The organism is Streptomyces sp. NRRL B-1347, assembly GCF_000720325.1.
Taxonomy (GTDB): Bacteria; Actinomycetota; Actinomycetes; order Streptomycetales; family Streptomycetaceae; genus Streptomyces.
On record NZ_JOJM01000024.1, the window covers coordinates 107,361 to 122,609 of the forward strand.

Here is a 15,249-nt window from a genome sequence, read left to right on the forward strand (position 1 = left end):
TGCGTCACATCGACACTATGGCCATCGTCAAACTGACGTGAAGCGGTTATGATAGATAACGTCAATTAGACGAAAAGGCATCGTCTGCAGAACAGAAAGGGTGCGTGACGTGACCACCGCCCAATCCCCCGCGGCCCCCGTGGACCTCGACGTCGAGCCGACCCCGCTCGCCCTCCTGCTGCTCGGCCGCGAGGCCGACCCGAGGAGCGAGCGCGGCGTGGAGTGCCCGGGCGACCTGCCCTCGCCGTCGGACCCCGGCCTGGTGGAGCGCGCCCGCGCCGCCAAGGAGAAGCTCGGCGACAAGGTGTTCGTGCTCGGCCACCACTACCAGCGCGACGAGGTCATCCAGTTCGCCGATGTCACCGGCGACTCGTTCAAGCTGGCCAAGGACGCGGCCGCCCGGCCGGACGCCGAGTACATCGTGTTCTGCGGCGTGCACTTCATGGCCGAGTCCGCGGACATCCTGACCACCGACGACCAGAAGGTCGTGCTCCCCGACCTGGCCGCGGGCTGTTCGATGGCCGACATGGCCACGGCCGAGCAGGTCGCCGAGTGCTGGGACGTGCTGACCGAGGCCGGGATCGCCGAGCAGGTGGTGCCCGTCTCGTACATGAACTCCTCCGCCGACATCAAGGCGTTCACGGGCAAGCACGGCGGCACCATCTGCACGTCGTCCAACGCCCAGCGGGCCCTGGAGTGGGCCTTCGAGCAGGGCGAGAAGGTCCTCTTCCTGCCGGACCAGCACCTGGGGCGGAACACCGCCGTCCGTGACCTGGGGATGTCCCTGGACGACTGCGTCGTCTACAACCCGCACAAGCCGAACGGCGGCCTGACCGCCGAGCAGCTGCGCGCCGCGAAGATGATCCTGTGGCGCGGCCACTGCTCCGTGCACGGCCGCTTCTCGCTGGAGTCGGTCGAGGACGTCCGGGCCCGCATACCCGGCGTGAACGTCCTGGTCCACCCCGAGTGCAAGCACGAGGTCGTGGCGGCGGCGGACCACGTCGGCTCGACCGAGCACATCATCAAGACCCTGGAGGCGGCCCCGGCGGGCTCCAAGTGGGCCATCGGCACCGAGCTGAACCTGGTGCGCCGTCTGGCCAACCGCTTCGCGCCCGAGGGCAAGGAGATCGTCTTCCTCGACAAGACGGTGTGCTTCTGCTCCACCATGAACCGCATCGACCTGCCGCACCTGGTCTGGGCCCTGGAGTCCCTCGCCGACGGCAAGCTCGTCAACCGCATCGAGGTCGACCGCGAGACCGAGCAGTTCGCGAAGCTGGCCCTGGAGCGGATGCTGGCGCTGCCGTAGCCGGTACGCCGTACCGCCGCCGGGCGGTGGTACGGCGTCAGTCGCCCCGCGGCCGGACGAGGCCCGACTCGTAGGCGATCACGACGAGTTGGGCCCGGTCGCGGGCGCCCAGTTTCGCCATGGCCCGGTTCACATGGGTCTTCACCGTCAGCGGGCTGACCTCCAGGCGCTCGGCGATCTCGTCGTTCGAGAGTCCGCCCGCGACCTGGACGAGGACCTCGCGCTCCCGCCCGGTGAGTGCGTCCAGGCGCTCGCCGCGACCGGGCGCGTCGCTCGAACCGTCGCTCTGCGCGAGGAACTTGGCGATGAGCCCCTTCGTCGCCGTGGGCGAGAGGAGCGCCTCGCCCGCGGCCGCGATCCGGATGGCGCCGAGGAGTTCGTCGGGCTCCGCGCCCTTGCCGAGGAACCCGGACGCCCCGGCCCGCAGGGACTGCACCACGTACTCGTCGACCTCGAAGGTCGTCAGCATGACCACGCGTACGTGGGAGAGCGCCGGGTCCTCGCTGATCATCCGGGTGGCGGCGAGGCCGTCCGTGCCCGGCATGCGGATGTCCATCAGGACGACGTCCGCCGCCTCGGCCTTCGCGAGGCGCACGGCCTGGGCGCCGTCCGAGGCCTCGCCGACGACCTCCATGTCGGGCTCGGAGTCGACGAGGACCTTGAACGCGCTGCGCAACAGCGCCTGATCGTCGGCGAGCAGCACCCGGATCGTCACGCGGTCCCTCCCCTGGCCGGGCTGTGCTCCCGGCCGCCCTGTTTCACGGTCGTGACCGGCAGGATCGCATGCACCCGGAAACCACCTCCGTAGCGGGGGCCGACACTGCACCGCCCGCCGAGCGCGCTGACGCGCTCGCGCATGCCGATGAGGCCGTGGCCGCCGCCGCGGTCGGGGTCGTCGACGGGCTGCGCGTCGTCGCCCGCCCCGTCGTCGAGGACCGTGATCTCCAGGTTCGGCCCCACCCGCACGACGCTGACCTCCGCCTTGGCCTGCTCGCCCGCGTGCTTCTGCACGTTCGTCAGCGCCTCCTGGATGATGCGGTACGCCGCCAGGTCCACGGCGCCGGGAGGCGTCTGGCCGCTGTCGCCGCGGGCCACCTCCACGGGCAGGCCCGCGTGCCGGAACGTGTCGACGAGGTCGTCGAGGCGGGCGAGGCCGGGCGCGGGCTCCGTGGGCGCCTCCGGCTCGCCGTTCTGGCGCAGCAGGCCGACGGTGGCGCGCAGTTCGCCGAGCGCGGACCTGCTGGCCTCACGGACGTGCGCGAGCGCCTCCTTCGCCTGGTCGGGCCGCTTGTCCATGACGTGTGCCGCGACCCCCGCCTGGACGTTGACCAGGGCGATGTGGTGGGCGACGACGTCGTGCAGGTCGCGGGCGATGCGCAGCCGCTCCTCGGCGACCCGGCGCCTGGCCTCCTCCTCGCGGGTGCGCTCGGCCCGCTCGGCGCGCTCCCTTATGGCGTCGACGAAGGCGCGGCGGCTGCGCACCGCGTCGCCCGCGGCGGCGGCCATACCGGTCCAGGCGAAGATGCCGAGGTTCTCCTGGCCGTACCAGGGCAGGGGGCCCGCGACCATGGCGACGCCGGTGAGGCCGCTCATGGTGATCAGGCCGATGCGCCAGGTGGTGGGGCGGTTGGTGCGCGCGGCCACGGTGTACAGGGCGACGACGGCGCACATCACGACCGGCGCGCGGGGGCCGGTCGACACGAGCTCCACGATGGAGAACGCGGAGGTGGCGGCGAGCACCGTCCACGGGGTGCGGCGCCGGAAGACGAGCGTGGCCGCGCCCGCGCCCATGAGTGTGAGGCTCATGGTGCCCGGGGCGTGCACGTTCCACGTGGAGCCCTGCTCCCTGTAGGGCTCGGCGAAGGTGCCGATGACCATGAAGACGAGGGCGGCGGCCGCGAGGACCGCGTCGACGGCCAACGGGTGCGTTCTGGCCCAGCCGCGGCACCGTTCAAAGTTGGTCACGGCTAAACGGTACGGGGCGCCGTCCGGCGGGGGGAACGGAAAGTGGGTTCAGGGGGGTGGGGGGTTGACGTCACCCCCGGCCCCCGGGGGCTTGGGCCCCGTCACGCGGTTGCTCGGCACCTCGGTGCTGTGCCCACCCGTCCCGCCCCGCGGGACGATTGCCCACAGCTGGCGGGGGCTGCGGTGTCAGCCGGGGATCAGGCCGTCGTCGGAGAGCATGTCGCGGACTTCCGCGAGGGTGGCGTCGGGGGCGGGGAGGATGAGTTCCGAGGGTTCCAGGGCGTCGTCGGGGAGGGGTTCTCCCAGCTCTCGGACCTTGTCCAGGAGGGCGTGCAACGTGCGGCGGAAGCCGGGCTCGTCGCCGCCCTCCATCTCTTCGAGCAGTTCGTCGTCCAGCTTGTTCAGTTCGGCGAAGTGGCTGTCCGCCAGCTTCACCTGCCCCTCCCCCATGATCCTTACGATCATGACGCCCTCCTCGGACGTGAGCGGTGGCTACTGCTTGTCGAAGCGCGTGACGTCCTTCGACTGCGCCTGGGACTGGCCCTGGCCGCCCTCGATGGCCGGCTTCGACGTGCTGGAGCCGCCGGCCAGCTCGGCCTTCATGCGCTGCAGCTCCAGCTCTACATCTGTACCACCGGAGAGGCGGTCCAGCTCGGACTGGATGTCGTCCTTGGCGAGGCCGGAGGGGTCGTCGAGGGCGCCCGAGGCGAGGAGCTCGTCGATCGCGCCGGCGCGGGCCTGGAGCTGGGCCGTCTTGTCCTCGGCGCGCTGGATCGCCATGCCGACGTCGCCCATCTCCTCGGAGATGCCGGAGAAGGCCTCGCCGATGCGGGTCTGGGCCTCGGCCGCGGTGTACGTGGCCTTGATGGTCTCCTTGCGCGTACGGAACGCGTCGACCTTGGCCTGCAGGCGCTGGGCCGCGAGGGTGAGCTTCTCCTCCTCGCCCTGCAGGGTCTGGTGCTGCGTCTCCAGGTCGCTGACCTGCTGCTGGAGCGCCGCGCGACGCGAGAGCGCCTCACGGGCCAGGTCCTCGCGGCCGAGCGCGAGCGCCTTGCGGCCCTGGTCCTCGAGGGTGGAGGACTGCTTCTGGAGCTGGTTCAGCTGCAGCTCGAGGCGCTTGCGGGAGGTCGCCACGTCGGCGACGCCGCGGCGCACCTTCTGCAGCAGCTCCAACTGCTTCTGGTACGAGTAATCGAGGGTTTCGCGCGGGTCCTCGGCCCGGTCAAGGGCCTTGTTCGCCTTCGCGCGGAAGATCATCCCCATACGCTTCATGACACCGCTCATGGGCTTCGCGCGCCCCCTTCTGACGGACTCCAGCTCCAGCTGCTGCAACAGAACCCACGGTACGGGGTCTGTATCCATTACCGCACTGTTCGCGGGTGGATGCGCTCATCCCCAAGGACGACTGCACCGCCCGCCTCTCCGGCGCAAGGAGTAGGTGCGCCCCCGGGAACGGCCCGGGACGGCACCCTCCGTCGCTCCGCCACATCTGCAAGACGGCCGGTGTTGCGGGATCGTTCCCCGGGGAGCGGGGGTCCATGCGCCCGCCGGTCTCCCGCCGGTGCGCCCCGGGGAAAGCGCGGGAGAGCCGGGAATGCCGGGGGAAGCCCGGAAAGGGGAGTCCTCCGGCCCCGCGCCTCCCGCTTACCCCGTACCCTTGGCTTTTGTGTTCCGTAGCCGATCCAAGGACGAGAAGGCCCCGGCCGCCAAGGCGCCGGTAGCCGAGAGCGCGTCTTCCCAGTCCTCGCCCCGTGACCCCGAGGCCCCTAAGGGCCGCCCCACCCCCAAGCGCGCCGCGGCCCAGTCGCAGCGCCGCAGCGTGATGAACACGCCGACGTCGCGCAAGGAGGCAGCCAAGCGGTCGCGCGCGGAGCGCCGCGCGAACATGGAGAAGCAGCGCCAGGCGCTGGCCAGCGGCGACGAGCGGTATCTGCCGCCGCGGGACAAGGGCCCGGTGCGCAAGTACGCCCGCGACTTCGTGGACTCGCGGTTCTGCGTCGCGGAGTTCTTCCTGCCGATGGCCGTGCTCATCCTCGTGCTGAGCCTGGTCCGGGTCGCGCAGCTGCAGAACATCGCGCTGCTGCTGTGGCTCGTCGTGATCGTCCTGATCGTGCTCGACTCCGTCGTCACGGGCTTCCGCCTGAAGAAGCGCCTGAACGAGCGCTTCCCCGACGAGCACCGGAAGGGCGCCGTCGCGTACGCCCTGATGCGTTCGCTCCAGATGCGACGGCTGCGGCTGCCGAAGCCGCAGGTCAAGCGCGGGGAGCGACCCTGAGCGAGGGCCAGGGCGCAGGCCCTGGAGAGCGTACGGCCGTGTGCCAGGAACTGGTGGCGCGGCAGCTGGACGAGCAGATCGCGGCGCGGTTCCCGGTGGGACAGCGGCTGCGGGTGCTCGACGTCGGCATGGGGCACGGGGCGCAGGCGCTCCGGCTCGCCCGTGCCGGACACCAGGTGACGGGCGTCGAGCGCGAGGCCGACGGCCTCGCCGCCGCGCGGGCCGCGGCGGCGGCCGAGCCCGAGGGCATCCGGTCGCGGATGCGGATCGTCGAGGGCGACGGGCGGGACACGGGGGTGCACTTCCTGCCCGGGAGCTTCGACGTCGTGCTGTGCCACGGCGTACTGATGTACGTCGACGAGCCCGACGCGCTGCTCGCCGGGCTCGGCCGGGTCCTCGCCCCCGGAGGGCTGCTCTCCCTGGTCGTACGGAACGCGGACGCGCTGGCCATGGCGCCGGCGCTGCGGGGCGACTGGGGCGGGGCGCTCGCCGCCTTCGGTGCCGACACCTACGAGGACCCCTCCGGGGGGCGTGCGCGGGCGCATCGGCTCGACGCGGTCGCCGGGGCGCTCGCGGGGATCGCCGCGCCGTTGCGGGCCTGGTACGGGGTGCGGGTCTTCTCCGAAGCGGTGCCCGACGCCGGGGCGGCGCTCGACGGGCTGCTCGCCGCCGAGGAGCGGGCCGGGCGCACCGACCCCTACCGCACGGTGGCGGCCCTCCTCCACGTCTGCGGCACCCGCGACTGATACCCCTCGGGGAGGCGCCCCCTGTTCGGCCCCGTAGCGGAGGACGGTCGGGGCGGTGGCGGTGAGACTCGGGGGGTATGAGAGCTTCGCGTGGGTTCGTGGTGGTGGGGGTGTTGGTCTCGGCCGGGCTCGTGGCCGGGTGTGCCGGGGAGGGCGGGGGCTCCCGGGAGAAGGGGTCGACCACTCAGGCGGCCGCTCCCGCCGCGGCAAGTGACCTCCAGGACGACTACTTGAGGGTCATCAAGGACGTGCTCCCCTCCGTCGTGCAGATCGACGCCTCCGACAGCCTCGGCTCCGGCGTGGTCTACGACGACAAGGGGCACATCGTCACCAACGCCCATGTGGTGGGCCGGGAGAAGACGTTCAAGGTGACCACGGCCACCGGCGAGCAGCCCCTCGCGGCCACGCTCGTGTCGGCGTATCCGGAGCAGGACCTCGCCGTCATCAAGCTCGACGAGGTGCCGCGCGGCCTGAAGGCCGCGGACTTCGGCGACTCCGGGAAGGTCGAGGTCGGCCAGATCGTGCTCGCGATGGGCTCGCCGCTCGGCCTGTCGTCCAGCGTCACGCAGGGCATCGTCTCGGCGACCGGGCGCACGGTCAGCGAGGGCCGGTCCGGCGGCGGCACCGGCGCCACCATCGGGAACATGGTGCAGACGTCCGCCGCGATCAACCCGGGCAACAGCGGCGGCGCCCTGGTGAACCTCGACGGCGACGTCATCGGCATCCCGACGCTCGCCGCGACCGACCCGGACATGGGCGACAGCGCGGCGCCGGGCATCGGCTTCGCGATCCCCGCCTCGATGGTGCGCACGGTGGCCGGCCAGATCGTGAAGAGCGGCAAGGTCACCGACTCGGGCCGGGCCGCGCTCGGCATCAGCGGGCGCACGGTCCTCGGGGACGACTACCGGCCCGCGGGCGTCGCCGTGGCCGAGGTGAAGAGCGGCGGCGGCGCCGACGAGGCGGGCATCAGGCCCGGCGACATCATCACCGGGCTCGGGGACGACGAGGTCACCACGGTCACCTCCCTCTCGGAGGCGCTCGCCGCGGAGAAGCCGGGCGACAAGGCGCGGGTGACGTACGTACGGGACGGCGCCGAACGGACCGCGGAGGTCACCCTCGGCGAGATGTGAGGCGCAACGACACCGCGCGGCGCGCAGAGAGCACCGCGCGGCGCACAGAGAGGGGCGCGGCCAGTGGCCCCGCCCCTCCTCGTGCGCATGGGATCCGCGGGCGTCAGCCCTGGGCCGCGTCCTGCGCGTGCAGGCTCATCGGGCCGTAGATCTCCGAGGTGTCCTCGAAGAGCGTCACCTGGTCCGCGCCGCCCTCGGCGAGGTCCTTCCAGTGTTCGCCGATCCAGGTCTCCGCGTCTCCCTGAGTGGTGAACTCCTCCGGCTGCACGGCGGGCTGGACCTCCGTCCCGTCCGCCTTCTCGAACCGCCACGTCCATGCCGCCATGTCAGCCTCCCGAGGTCCAGTGGTGTCCCGAAGCCGCTTGAAGCCTAGCCGGGCGCGCGGCGCGCGGGGCGACGCGGGAGGATCTTCCTGTGGAACTGACTCTGCTCGGCACCGGAGCCCCCGAGGGGCTGCCCCGCCCCGGCTGTCCCTGCGCCGCGTGCGCGACCGCGCTCGGCGACCAGGCGCGGGCGGCGACGGCGCTGCTCGTGGACGGTGTGCTGCTGCTCGACCTGACGCCGGGTGCCGCGTTCGCCGCCGCCCGCGCCGGGCACTCGCTCGGCGGGGTGCGCCAGGTGCTGCTCTCGCATCCGCACGACGGGCCCGCCGTGGAGGTGCCGGCCGGGCTTCCGCAGCCGGGCCGGGTGCCGGACGGCCGGGAGCTGGCGCTGCTCACCGGGCACCGGGTGCGGGCCGTCGCGATGGACGCGCCGGGCACGGGCTACGAGGTGACGGGGACCGACGGCGAGCGGCTGCTGTACCTGCCGCCGGGCTGCGCGCCCGCGGGAGTGGGCCCGGAGAACGGCGGCGGGCAGGTCGTGTACGACATGGTCGTGGCCGACGTGGCGGCCCGCCCGGACGGGCTCGCGCGGCTGCGGGCGGCCGGGGCGGCGGGCCCGACCACGGACGTGATCGCGGTGCACATCGGCCACGAGGTGCCGCCGGGCCCCGAGCTGGCCCGGCGGCTCGCGGCGGCCGGTGCGCGCGCGGTGCCGGACGGCACGACCCTGGAGGTCGGCGCGTACGAGGACGTACCGGACGTGCCGCGGCGCACCCTGGTCCTCGGCGGCGCCCGCTCCGGCAAGTCGGTGGAGGCCGAGCGGCGCCTGGAGGCCTTCCCCGACGTGCTGTACGTGGCCACCGGCGGGCTGCGCGGCGGGGATCCGGAGTGGGCGGACCGGGTGCGGACGCACCGCGAGCGGCGGCCGGGCTCCTGGCGCACCACGGAGACCTGCGACCTCGTGCCGCTGCTCGCCGAGCCGGGGCCGCCGCTGCTCATCGACTGTCTTTCGCTGTGGCTGACGCAGGCGATGGACGAGGTGAACGCGTGGGACGACGCCGAGTGGGCGGGCGGCGGCGAGCGGGCGCTGCGCAAGCGGGTCGCGGAGCTCACGGACGCGGTGCGGGCCGCGCGGCGCACGGTGGTCACGGTGTCGAACGAGGTCGGCTCCGGCATCGTCCCCGCGACCGCGTCGGGGCGCCGCTACCGCGACGAACTGGGCCGGCTGAACGCCGCGTTCGCCGCCGAGTGCGAGCACGTGCTGCTCGTGGTGGCGGGGCAGGCGCTGCCGCTGCGCGGCTGAGGCGGGCCGGGGCGCGCTCAGCCGTCGCTGTCGCGGCGGGCGATGACGCGGTAGGTGTTGCCGAAGCCGGTGCGGGTGAGCAGGGGCGCGAGCAGCTGGTCGAGGGCGTAGGCGAGCACGACCAGGGGCGCTGTCGCCCAGCCGCACGCCCGGCGCGGCCCCGCGGCCTTCGGCAGCAAGCGGTCGGCGACGAGGACGGCCGCTCCGGTCAGGTCGAGCGGCAGGTGCGGGGCGCGGCGTTCGACGTCGACGAGGGTGAAGCCGAGCTCGTCCAGGGCGTGGCGGAGCCGGCCGATGGGCAGCAGGCGCTCCCGCGGTGTGCGCGCGTGGGCCGGCCACCACGGGCCGAGGAGCCAGGCGGAGCGGGACTCGGGGTCGGCCGCCTCGATCAGCAGGTGTCCGCCGGGGCGCAGGACGGTGCGGGCCGCGGCGAGCTCCGCGTCCGGGTCGGGGACGTGCTCCAGGTGGTGGACCATGCTCACCGCGTCGTACCGGTCCGCGAGGCGGTCCGCGAGGTCCGGCAGGAGCCCTTGGTGGGCCTCTTCGATGTGCCCGGCCTCGCGGGCGCTCTCGACGGCGTCGCCCGGGTCCGTCCCGTCGTACGCGGTGTACGGCAGGACGTCCTTGGCGGCGGCCGGGAGGCGGCCGTGGCCGGTGCCGACGTCGAGCCAGCTCTCGGGTTCGAGGTGCCGGGCGAGGGCGTGGGCGGTGGCGTGGTGGCGCCGGGTGGAGTGCCGGGCGCGGAGGACGCGCGCGACGGGGTCGTCGGTGGCCTGCTGACGGACGTACGAGACAGGGCGATTCGGCACAAACGGAACGTAAGGGATCAGTGGTGGCAGGGCAACGACGTCGCGGGGCCGGTGTCACCGGTGGCGGACCGGTGCGGGGCCGTTCGCGCGCCTGTCACCCCCCGCCGGTACTGTTCGCCGAATGAGCTCGCTGATTCTCGACGACTTCACCGACCTGATCGAGCGGCCCGACGGCGGGGTGCGCCGCGACGCCGAGGAGCGCAGAGAGCGGCAGAGCGTGCCGCCCGGCGCCCTCGGCCGCCTGGACGAGCTCGCCGAGTGGCTGTCGGCGGCCCAGGCGTCCGTGCCGGTCAAGCCGATCGAGCGGCCGCGGGCGCTGCTCTTCGCGGGCGACCACGGCGTCGCCGAGCTCGGCGTGTCGGCGCGGCCCGCGGGCGGCGCCGCGGACCTCGTGCGCGCCGTGCTCTCCGGCGAGGCGCCCGTGGCGGTGCTCGCGCGGCGGCTCGACGTGCCCGTGCGGGTGGTCGACCTGGCCCTGGACTGCGACCCGGACGAGCTGCCCGCCGAGGTCGCGGGCCACCGGGTGCGGCGCGGCTCGGGCCGCATCGACATCGAGGACGCGCTGACCGCGGACGAGGCCGAGCGCGCGGTGCGCGCGGGCATCGCGCTCGCCGACGAGGAGGCCGACTCCGGCACCGACCTGGTCGTGCTCGGCGACGTCAGCGTCGGCGGCACGACGCCCGCGGCGACGCTGATCGCGGCCCTGTGCGGCACCGACGCGTCCGTGGTGACAGGGCGTGGCGGCAAGCCGATCGACGACCTGGCGTGGATGCGCAAGTGCGCGGCGGTCCGGGACTCGCTGCGGCGCGCGCGGCCGGTGCTCGGCGACCAGCTGGAGCTGCTCGCGGCGGTGGGCGGGGCCGATGTCGCGGCCATGACCGGCTTCCTGCTCCAGTCCGCGGTGCGGCGCACGCCCGTGGTCCTGGACGGCGTGGTGGCCGCGGCGGCGGCCCTCGTGGCCCAGCGGGTCGCCTTCCGGGCGCCGGACTGGTGGCTGGCCGGGCACGACAGCGGGGAGCCCGCGCAGGCCAAGGCGCTCGACCGGATGGCCCTCGAACCGCTGCTCAGCCACGGGGTGAAGGTGGGCGAGGGCGTGGGGGCGCTGCTCGCGGTGCCGCTGGTGCGGTCGGCCGCGGCGCTCGGCGCGGAGCTGCCCGTGGTCGACTAGCCGCGGCCCGGCCGGCGCGGCGGGAACGCGACGGGAACAAGGCGGGAACGCGGCGGGAACCGGGACAGTAAGCCCCATATCACACCACAACACCCCATAAGATCTTGCTTTATGGGAGATGAACGGCCGAAGGAAGAGCAGCGCAAGACGTCCACCCCGGCCTCGCGGAGAGCCGCGGCGGCCGCCGTCTGGTATCTGCGGGCCGTCGCGTTCGTCAACTTCCTCAGTGCCGTCTGGGTCTCCCTGGGGCAGGACCTCAGACGGCACAACACGGAGAACTACTTCACCCCGTACATGCTCACCGCGGGGTTCGCCTCCGGCGTCTTCACCGCGTTCCTCGCGGTCACGATGCGCCGCCGCAAACGGGCCTCCTGGATCCTCAACACCGTGCTGAGCGGCCTGTTCCTGCTGCTCTTCGCGGTGGCCATGGTCTTCCCCGAGATCCGGCAGTACGCGCAGAACTGGATCTCGCTCGGCCTCACCGCGGGCTTCGTCGCCGCGCTGCTCGTCGGCCGCCGCGAGTTCTACGCCAAGGGCGACCGGTCGAACCCCAAGCTGGCGGCGGCCGTCGCCGTCGGCGGGCTGCTCGCGACCTCGCTGCTCGCCGCGCTCCTGGTGACCGTCACCAACCACGCGCACGACGACTACCGCTCGACGTTCCTCGACCGCTGGCGCTACGGCACGATGCGCCTGGTGTCGCTCGCCGCCGACGACTCCCGGTTCGCGGGCATCTCCACCCCCGGCTGGGTCAACGTCACCATCAACGTCCTGAGCACACTGCTGCTCATCGCCGTCCTGTACGCCGCCTTCCGCTCCCGCCGGGCCGTCGACCCGCTCAGCGAGGACGACGAGGCACGCCTGCGCGCGCTGCTCGCCAAGCACGGCGAGCGCGACTCGCTCGGCTACTTCGCGCTGCGCCGCGAGAAGAGCGCCGTCTGGTCGCCGACCGGCAAGGCCGCGGTCACCTACCGCGTGGTCGGCGGCGTCTCGCTGGCCTCCGGCGACCCGATCGGCGACCCCGAGGCCTGGCCCGGCGCCATCGAGCCGTGGCTCGCCGAGGCGCGCGAGCACGGCTGGACCCCGGCGGTGATGGGCGCGAGCGAGGAGGCGGGCACGATCTACGCCCGGCACGGCCTGGACGCCCTGGAGCTCGGCGACGAGGCCATCGTCGAGATCGCCGACTTCACCCTGGAGGGCCGGGCCATGCGCACGGTCCGCCAGGCCTACAACCGCGTCAAGCGCGCCGGGTACGAGGTGCGCGTCCGGCGCCACGCGGACATCCCCGAGGACGAGCTGGCCCGCCTCCTCGAACGCGCCGACGACTGGCGCGACGGCGCCACCGAGCGCGGCTTCTCCATGGCGCTCGGCCGCCTCGGCGACCCGGCCGACGGGCAGTGCGTGATGCTGGAGTGCACCGACGGCAAGGGCGAGCTGCGGGCAGTGCTCTCCTTCGTCCCCTGGGGGCCGCACGGGCTCTCGCTCGACCTGATGCGCCGCGACCGGGACTCCGACAACGGCCTGATGGAGTACATGGTCATCGAGCTGCTCCAGCGCGCGGCGGAGATCCAGATCACGCAGGTGTCGCTGAACTTCGCGATGTTCAGATCAGTCTTCGAGCGTGGCTCGCGGCTCGGTGCGGGCCCGGTGCTCCGGCTGTGGCGCTCGCTGCTCAGCTTCTTCTCCCGGTGGTGGCAGATCGAGTCGCTGTACCGCGCCAACGCCAAGTACCGGCCCATCTGGGAGCCGCGTTTCCTGCTCTTCGAGAAGAGCGCGGACCTGCCGCGCATCGGTGTCGCTTCCGCTCGCGCCGAAGGCTTTCTGGAAGCTCCGGGCCTGCCGAAATGGCTGCACCGCACACACTTGGAGTCCCGAAGATGAGCACCCTGTCCCGGCTGGCCCGTGCCGAGTGGGGCGACCTGTACTCCACCGTGCGCGGCGGGCTCGTCGCCCGGCGCTGGCGCGCGATCCCGATGACGCTCGCCGCCGTCTTTCTGACCGCGGCCTTCCAGTACGTGCAGAACCAGTCCTGGGGCTACCAGTTCGTGCAGAACATCGGCTCGGTGCGGGCCGAGGAGCCGCTGTGGCTGGCGCTGATCCGCACTCCGCTCTCGCTCTTCGTCCCCGCGCTCGACCTGCCGGTGTGGGGCGCGCTCGCGCAGATCCTGCTGGTGTTCGGCATCGCCGAGATCTGCATCGGCTGGTGGCGCACGCTGCTCGTCGGGTACGCGGCGACGCTCGCGGGCACCCTCTACGCGCGCGTGGGCATCGCCGTCGGCCCCGACAGCTGGATCGGCCTGCCCGCGTCCGACGCGCAGGTCATCGACACCGGCCCGTCGGCCGCGGTCGTCGGGCTCGCGGTGTTCGTGTGCTGGCGCCACCGGGCGTACGCGACCGGCGCCCTGGTCGTCGCCCTGATGGTCGTCGAGGTCCTGATCAAGAACAACCTCGCGGGCAAGGAGCACCTGGCGGCCATCGCGGGCGTCCTGCTCGTGTGCGCGCTGACCACGGCGGTGCGTCACGTGCGACGCCGCGTCGCCGACCGCGGCTCCGGGTCCGGCCTGCCGCCGATGGCGTCCTGAAGCCAGCGGCGCTTGGCCGTCCAGCGGCGGTCGTGGCGGAACGCGCGCAGGCCCGCCCGGGCCCGGACGCGCGGCCGGTTGCGGTAGAACCGCCGCGCCCAGGCCGAACCGGGCCGGGCGAGGCGGATCGCGCCGACGAGCGCCACGAACGGCACCACCATGCCGATCAGGGCCGTGCGCAGCTTGCCCTTGAGCAGCGCGATGAGCGCGAAGGCGCAGTTCACGGTGATGTTCAGGGCGAAGGCGAAGCGGTTGTGCCGCTCGGTCACGGAGATCTCGTTCACGCCGAACGGCGTGAAGCCGGTGAGGATCAGGACCACCAGGGCGGCGGTGAGGATCACCACCTCCACGCTCTTGCGGCCCTGCTCGCTCCAGTACACGTCGTCCAGGTGCAGGATCAGCGCGAACTCGTCGAGGACCAGGCCCGCGCCGACGCCGAAGATCACGGCCGCGCACATCGAGCCGAAGCTGTGCCGCCCGGCGGCCACCGCCCAGAAGCCGCCCACCAGCATCAGGAAGATGCCCGGTACGACGTGGTGGACGTGCACGCTCCCCGTCGTGATGTTCCGGAACGGCCCCTTCCCGGCGCGGATGAGACGGGTGATGGTGCGCGTGACGAGGAAGCAGCCCACGAACGAGACGAGCGCGAGCAGCAGGGGCAGCTTCCCCGGCTCCACGACGTTCCGGTACCACCAGCCGTCCATGGGCCCATCTTGCGGTTCGCCGCCGCCGCGCGCAGGCCGGGATGCCCGGCCGAGCGGGGCGGCGGCGGCCGGCCCCGCCCTCCCGGGTAACCTCGCCCAATGCCCAGACCCACCCCCGCCGACGGCCTCCGCTTCGCCTTCGGGACGCTCACCGCTCTGCCCGTGCGCGTGCGCCGGTGGGACCGCGAGGCCGCCCGTGCGGGCATGCTGTGCGCCCCGGTCGCGGGGCTCGTGCTCGGCCTGCTCGCGGGGGGCCTCGGGGCGGCCCTGCTCGCCCTCGGCGCGAGCCCGCTGCTCGCCGCGGTCGCCGCCGTCGCCGTGCCCGCCGCGGGCACCCGGGGGCTGCACCTGGACGGTCTCGCCGACACCGCCGACGGCCTCGGCAGCGGCAAACCCGCCGCCGACGCACTGCGGATCATGAAGCGGTCCGACATCGGCCCGTTCGGCGTGATCACGCTGGTCCTGGCCCTGTTCGCACAGGTCGCGGCCCTCGCCGAGCTGTACGACGACGGCTGGGCGCAGGGGGTCTGCGGCGCCGCCGTGGCCGCCACCGCCGCCCGGCTCGCGCTCACCCTCGCCGCCCGCGCCGAGGTGCCGCCGGCCCGGCCCGAAGGCCTCGGCGCGGCCGTCGCGGGCACGGTCCCCGCGGGCGCGGGGATCGCCGTGCTCATGGTCACCACCGCCGCGGCCGCCGCCGCGGGCGCGGCCACGGGCACGGGCACCGTCCTCTCCGCCGTCCGCGGCGCGGCCGCCGTGCTGCTCGCCTGCGCCGCCGCCGAGGGCCTGCTGCGGCACTGCGTGCGCCGGTTCGGCGGCGTCACCGGCGACGTCTTCGGAGGGCTCGCCGAGACCGCCGCCACGGCTGGCCTGCTTGTGCTCGCCCTCGGCCAGCACGCACAGTGATGCGCACCGCATTGCTTACGGGCGTAGGCTCGCGACGG

General features: G+C 73.6%; 16 protein-coding genes. 9 read left to right on the forward strand and 7 right to left on the reverse strand.

Translation table 11 applies throughout. The features are described 5' to 3' along the window. The first annotated feature begins 100 nt into the window (after nucleotides 1-100). On the forward strand, nucleotides 101-1,306 hold the full coding sequence (gene nadA, locus IG74_RS0121435; RefSeq protein ID WP_420709926.1) for a quinolinate synthase NadA: 1,206 nt from the start codon (nucleotides 101-103) through the stop codon (nucleotides 1,304-1,306). 37 nt (nucleotides 1,307-1,343) lie between these two features. Here the strand turns inward: nadA and IG74_RS0121440 are convergent, their stop codons facing one another. From IG74_RS0121440 to IG74_RS0121455, 4 genes are all read right to left on the reverse strand, one after another. Next, on the reverse strand, nucleotides 1,344-2,021 hold the full coding sequence (locus IG74_RS0121440; RefSeq protein ID WP_030679559.1) for a response regulator: 678 nt from the start codon (nucleotides 2,019-2,021) through the stop codon (nucleotides 1,344-1,346). After that, on the reverse strand, nucleotides 2,018-3,271 hold the full coding sequence (locus IG74_RS0121445) for a sensor histidine kinase (protein WP_037825833.1): 1,254 nt from the start codon (nucleotides 3,269-3,271) through the stop codon (nucleotides 2,018-2,020). Before IG74_RS0121445 ends, IG74_RS0121440 begins: the two co-directional genes overlap by 4 nt. Before the next feature lie 186 nt (nucleotides 3,272-3,457). Beyond that, nucleotides 3,458-3,736 carry a PspA-associated protein PspAA gene (pspAA, locus tag IG74_RS0121450; RefSeq protein ID WP_030679566.1) on the reverse strand — a complete coding sequence of 93 codons (279 nt, stop codon included), beginning with the start codon at nucleotides 3,734-3,736 and terminating at the stop codon, nucleotides 3,458-3,460. 27 nt (nucleotides 3,737-3,763) lie between these two features. Continuing rightward, on the reverse strand, nucleotides 3,764-4,555 hold the full coding sequence (locus tag IG74_RS0121455; RefSeq protein WP_078868929.1) for a PspA/IM30 family protein: 792 nt from the start codon (nucleotides 4,553-4,555) through the stop codon (nucleotides 3,764-3,766). Nucleotides 4,556-4,865: 310 nt separating this feature from the next. Here IG74_RS0121455 and IG74_RS0121460 point away from each other — a divergent pair, with 310 nt between their 5' ends. The 3 genes from IG74_RS0121460 (at nucleotide 4,866) to IG74_RS0121470 (ending at nucleotide 7,422) form a co-directional block, all read left to right on the forward strand. Further along, nucleotides 4,866-5,546: a DUF3043 domain-containing protein gene (locus IG74_RS0121460; protein WP_051855103.1), complete on the forward strand. Its 681-nt coding sequence runs from the start codon at nucleotides 4,866-4,868 to the stop codon at nucleotides 5,544-5,546. 53 nt (nucleotides 5,547-5,599) lie between these two features. Next, on the forward strand, nucleotides 5,600-6,292 hold the full coding sequence (locus IG74_RS0121465) for a class I SAM-dependent methyltransferase (RefSeq protein ID WP_030679572.1): 693 nt from the start codon (nucleotides 5,600-5,602) through the stop codon (nucleotides 6,290-6,292). A gap of 77 nt (nucleotides 6,293-6,369) precedes the next feature. Continuing rightward, entirely contained in the window at nucleotides 6,370-7,422 is a 1,053-nt protein-coding gene (locus IG74_RS0121470; protein ID WP_030679575.1) for a S1C family serine protease, read from the forward strand. Between the two features lie 103 nt (nucleotides 7,423-7,525). Here IG74_RS0121470 and IG74_RS0121475 read toward each other — a convergent pair whose 3' ends face one another. Continuing rightward, the gene (locus tag IG74_RS0121475) at nucleotides 7,526-7,747 is read right to left on the reverse strand and encodes a hypothetical protein (protein ID WP_030679578.1); all 222 of its coding nucleotides are present in this window, start codon (nucleotides 7,745-7,747) and stop codon (nucleotides 7,526-7,528) included. Between the two features lie 89 nt (nucleotides 7,748-7,836). On the opposite strand from IG74_RS0121475, the gene IG74_RS0121480 reads away from it, so the two are divergent. Continuing rightward, nucleotides 7,837-9,048 (forward strand): bifunctional adenosylcobinamide kinase/adenosylcobinamide-phosphate guanylyltransferase, encoded by a 1,212-nt coding sequence (locus IG74_RS0121480; protein ID WP_030679581.1) that lies wholly within the window; start codon nucleotides 7,837-7,839, stop codon nucleotides 9,046-9,048. A gap of 17 nt (nucleotides 9,049-9,065) precedes the next feature. Here the strand turns inward: IG74_RS0121480 and IG74_RS0121485 are convergent, their stop codons facing one another. After that, nucleotides 9,066-9,857, reverse strand: a complete 792-nt coding sequence (locus IG74_RS0121485) for a class I SAM-dependent methyltransferase (protein ID WP_051855105.1) — start codon at nucleotides 9,855-9,857, stop codon at nucleotides 9,066-9,068. 121 nt (nucleotides 9,858-9,978) lie between these two features. Here IG74_RS0121485 and cobT point away from each other — a divergent pair, with 121 nt between their 5' ends. The 3 genes from cobT to IG74_RS52175 all read left to right on the forward strand — a co-directional run bounded on the left by cobT (nucleotide 9,979) and on the right by IG74_RS52175 (nucleotide 13,604). Beyond that, nucleotides 9,979-11,025: a nicotinate-nucleotide--dimethylbenzimidazole phosphoribosyltransferase gene (gene cobT, locus IG74_RS0121490; RefSeq protein ID WP_030679587.1), complete on the forward strand. Its 1,047-nt coding sequence runs from the start codon at nucleotides 9,979-9,981 to the stop codon at nucleotides 11,023-11,025. A 111-nt stretch (nucleotides 11,026-11,136) separates the two neighbouring features. Then, nucleotides 11,137-12,903, forward strand: a complete 1,767-nt coding sequence (locus IG74_RS0121495) for a phosphatidylglycerol lysyltransferase domain-containing protein (RefSeq protein ID WP_030679589.1) — start codon at nucleotides 11,137-11,139, stop codon at nucleotides 12,901-12,903. Further along, nucleotides 12,900-13,604: a hypothetical protein gene (locus IG74_RS52175; RefSeq protein WP_037825836.1), complete on the forward strand. Its 705-nt coding sequence runs from the start codon at nucleotides 12,900-12,902 to the stop codon at nucleotides 13,602-13,604. Before IG74_RS0121495 ends, IG74_RS52175 begins: the two co-directional genes overlap by 4 nt. Here IG74_RS52175 and IG74_RS0121505 read toward each other — a convergent pair. After that, nucleotides 13,541-14,308, reverse strand: a complete 768-nt coding sequence (locus IG74_RS0121505) for a membrane protein (protein WP_030679595.1) — start codon at nucleotides 14,306-14,308, stop codon at nucleotides 13,541-13,543. The two genes, IG74_RS52175 and IG74_RS0121505, sit on opposite strands and share 64 nt — an antisense overlap. 99 nt (nucleotides 14,309-14,407) lie before the next feature. Between IG74_RS0121505 and IG74_RS0121510 the strand changes: the two genes are divergently transcribed. Further along, the gene (locus IG74_RS0121510) at nucleotides 14,408-15,211 is read left to right on the forward strand and encodes an adenosylcobinamide-GDP ribazoletransferase (RefSeq protein WP_030679598.1); all 804 of its coding nucleotides are present in this window, start codon (nucleotides 14,408-14,410) and stop codon (nucleotides 15,209-15,211) included. Nucleotides 15,212-15,249: the final 38 nt, after the last annotated feature.

Excerpts from the sequence above, each read along its gene's own strand:
- IG74_RS0121460 (WP_051855103.1), top strand. The coding sequence starts at position 4,866 with ATGCCGGGGGAAGCCCGGAAAGGGGAGTCCTCCGGCCCCGCGCCTCCC.
- IG74_RS0121455 (WP_078868929.1), bottom strand. The coding sequence starts at position 4,555 with ATGAGCGGTGTCATGAAGCGTATGGGGATGATCTTCCGCGCGAAGGCG.
- pspAA (WP_030679566.1), bottom strand. The coding sequence starts at position 3,736 with ATGATCGTAAGGATCATGGGGGAGGGGCAGGTGAAGCTGGCGGACAGC.
- IG74_RS0121470 (WP_030679575.1), top strand. The coding sequence starts at position 6,370 with ATGAGAGCTTCGCGTGGGTTCGTGGTGGTGGGGGTGTTGGTCTCGGCC.
- IG74_RS0121510 (WP_030679598.1), top strand. The coding sequence starts at position 14,408 with ATGCCCAGACCCACCCCCGCCGACGGCCTCCGCTTCGCCTTCGGGACG.
- IG74_RS0121495 (WP_030679589.1), top strand. The coding sequence starts at position 11,137 with ATGGGAGATGAACGGCCGAAGGAAGAGCAGCGCAAGACGTCCACCCCG.
- cobT (WP_030679587.1), top strand. The coding sequence starts at position 9,979 with ATGAGCTCGCTGATTCTCGACGACTTCACCGACCTGATCGAGCGGCCC.
- IG74_RS0121505 (WP_030679595.1), bottom strand. The coding sequence starts at position 14,308 with ATGGACGGCTGGTGGTACCGGAACGTCGTGGAGCCGGGGAAGCTGCCC.
- IG74_RS52175 (WP_037825836.1), top strand. The coding sequence starts at position 12,900 with ATGAGCACCCTGTCCCGGCTGGCCCGTGCCGAGTGGGGCGACCTGTAC.
- IG74_RS0121475 (WP_030679578.1), bottom strand. The coding sequence starts at position 7,747 with ATGGCGGCATGGACGTGGCGGTTCGAGAAGGCGGACGGGACGGAGGTC.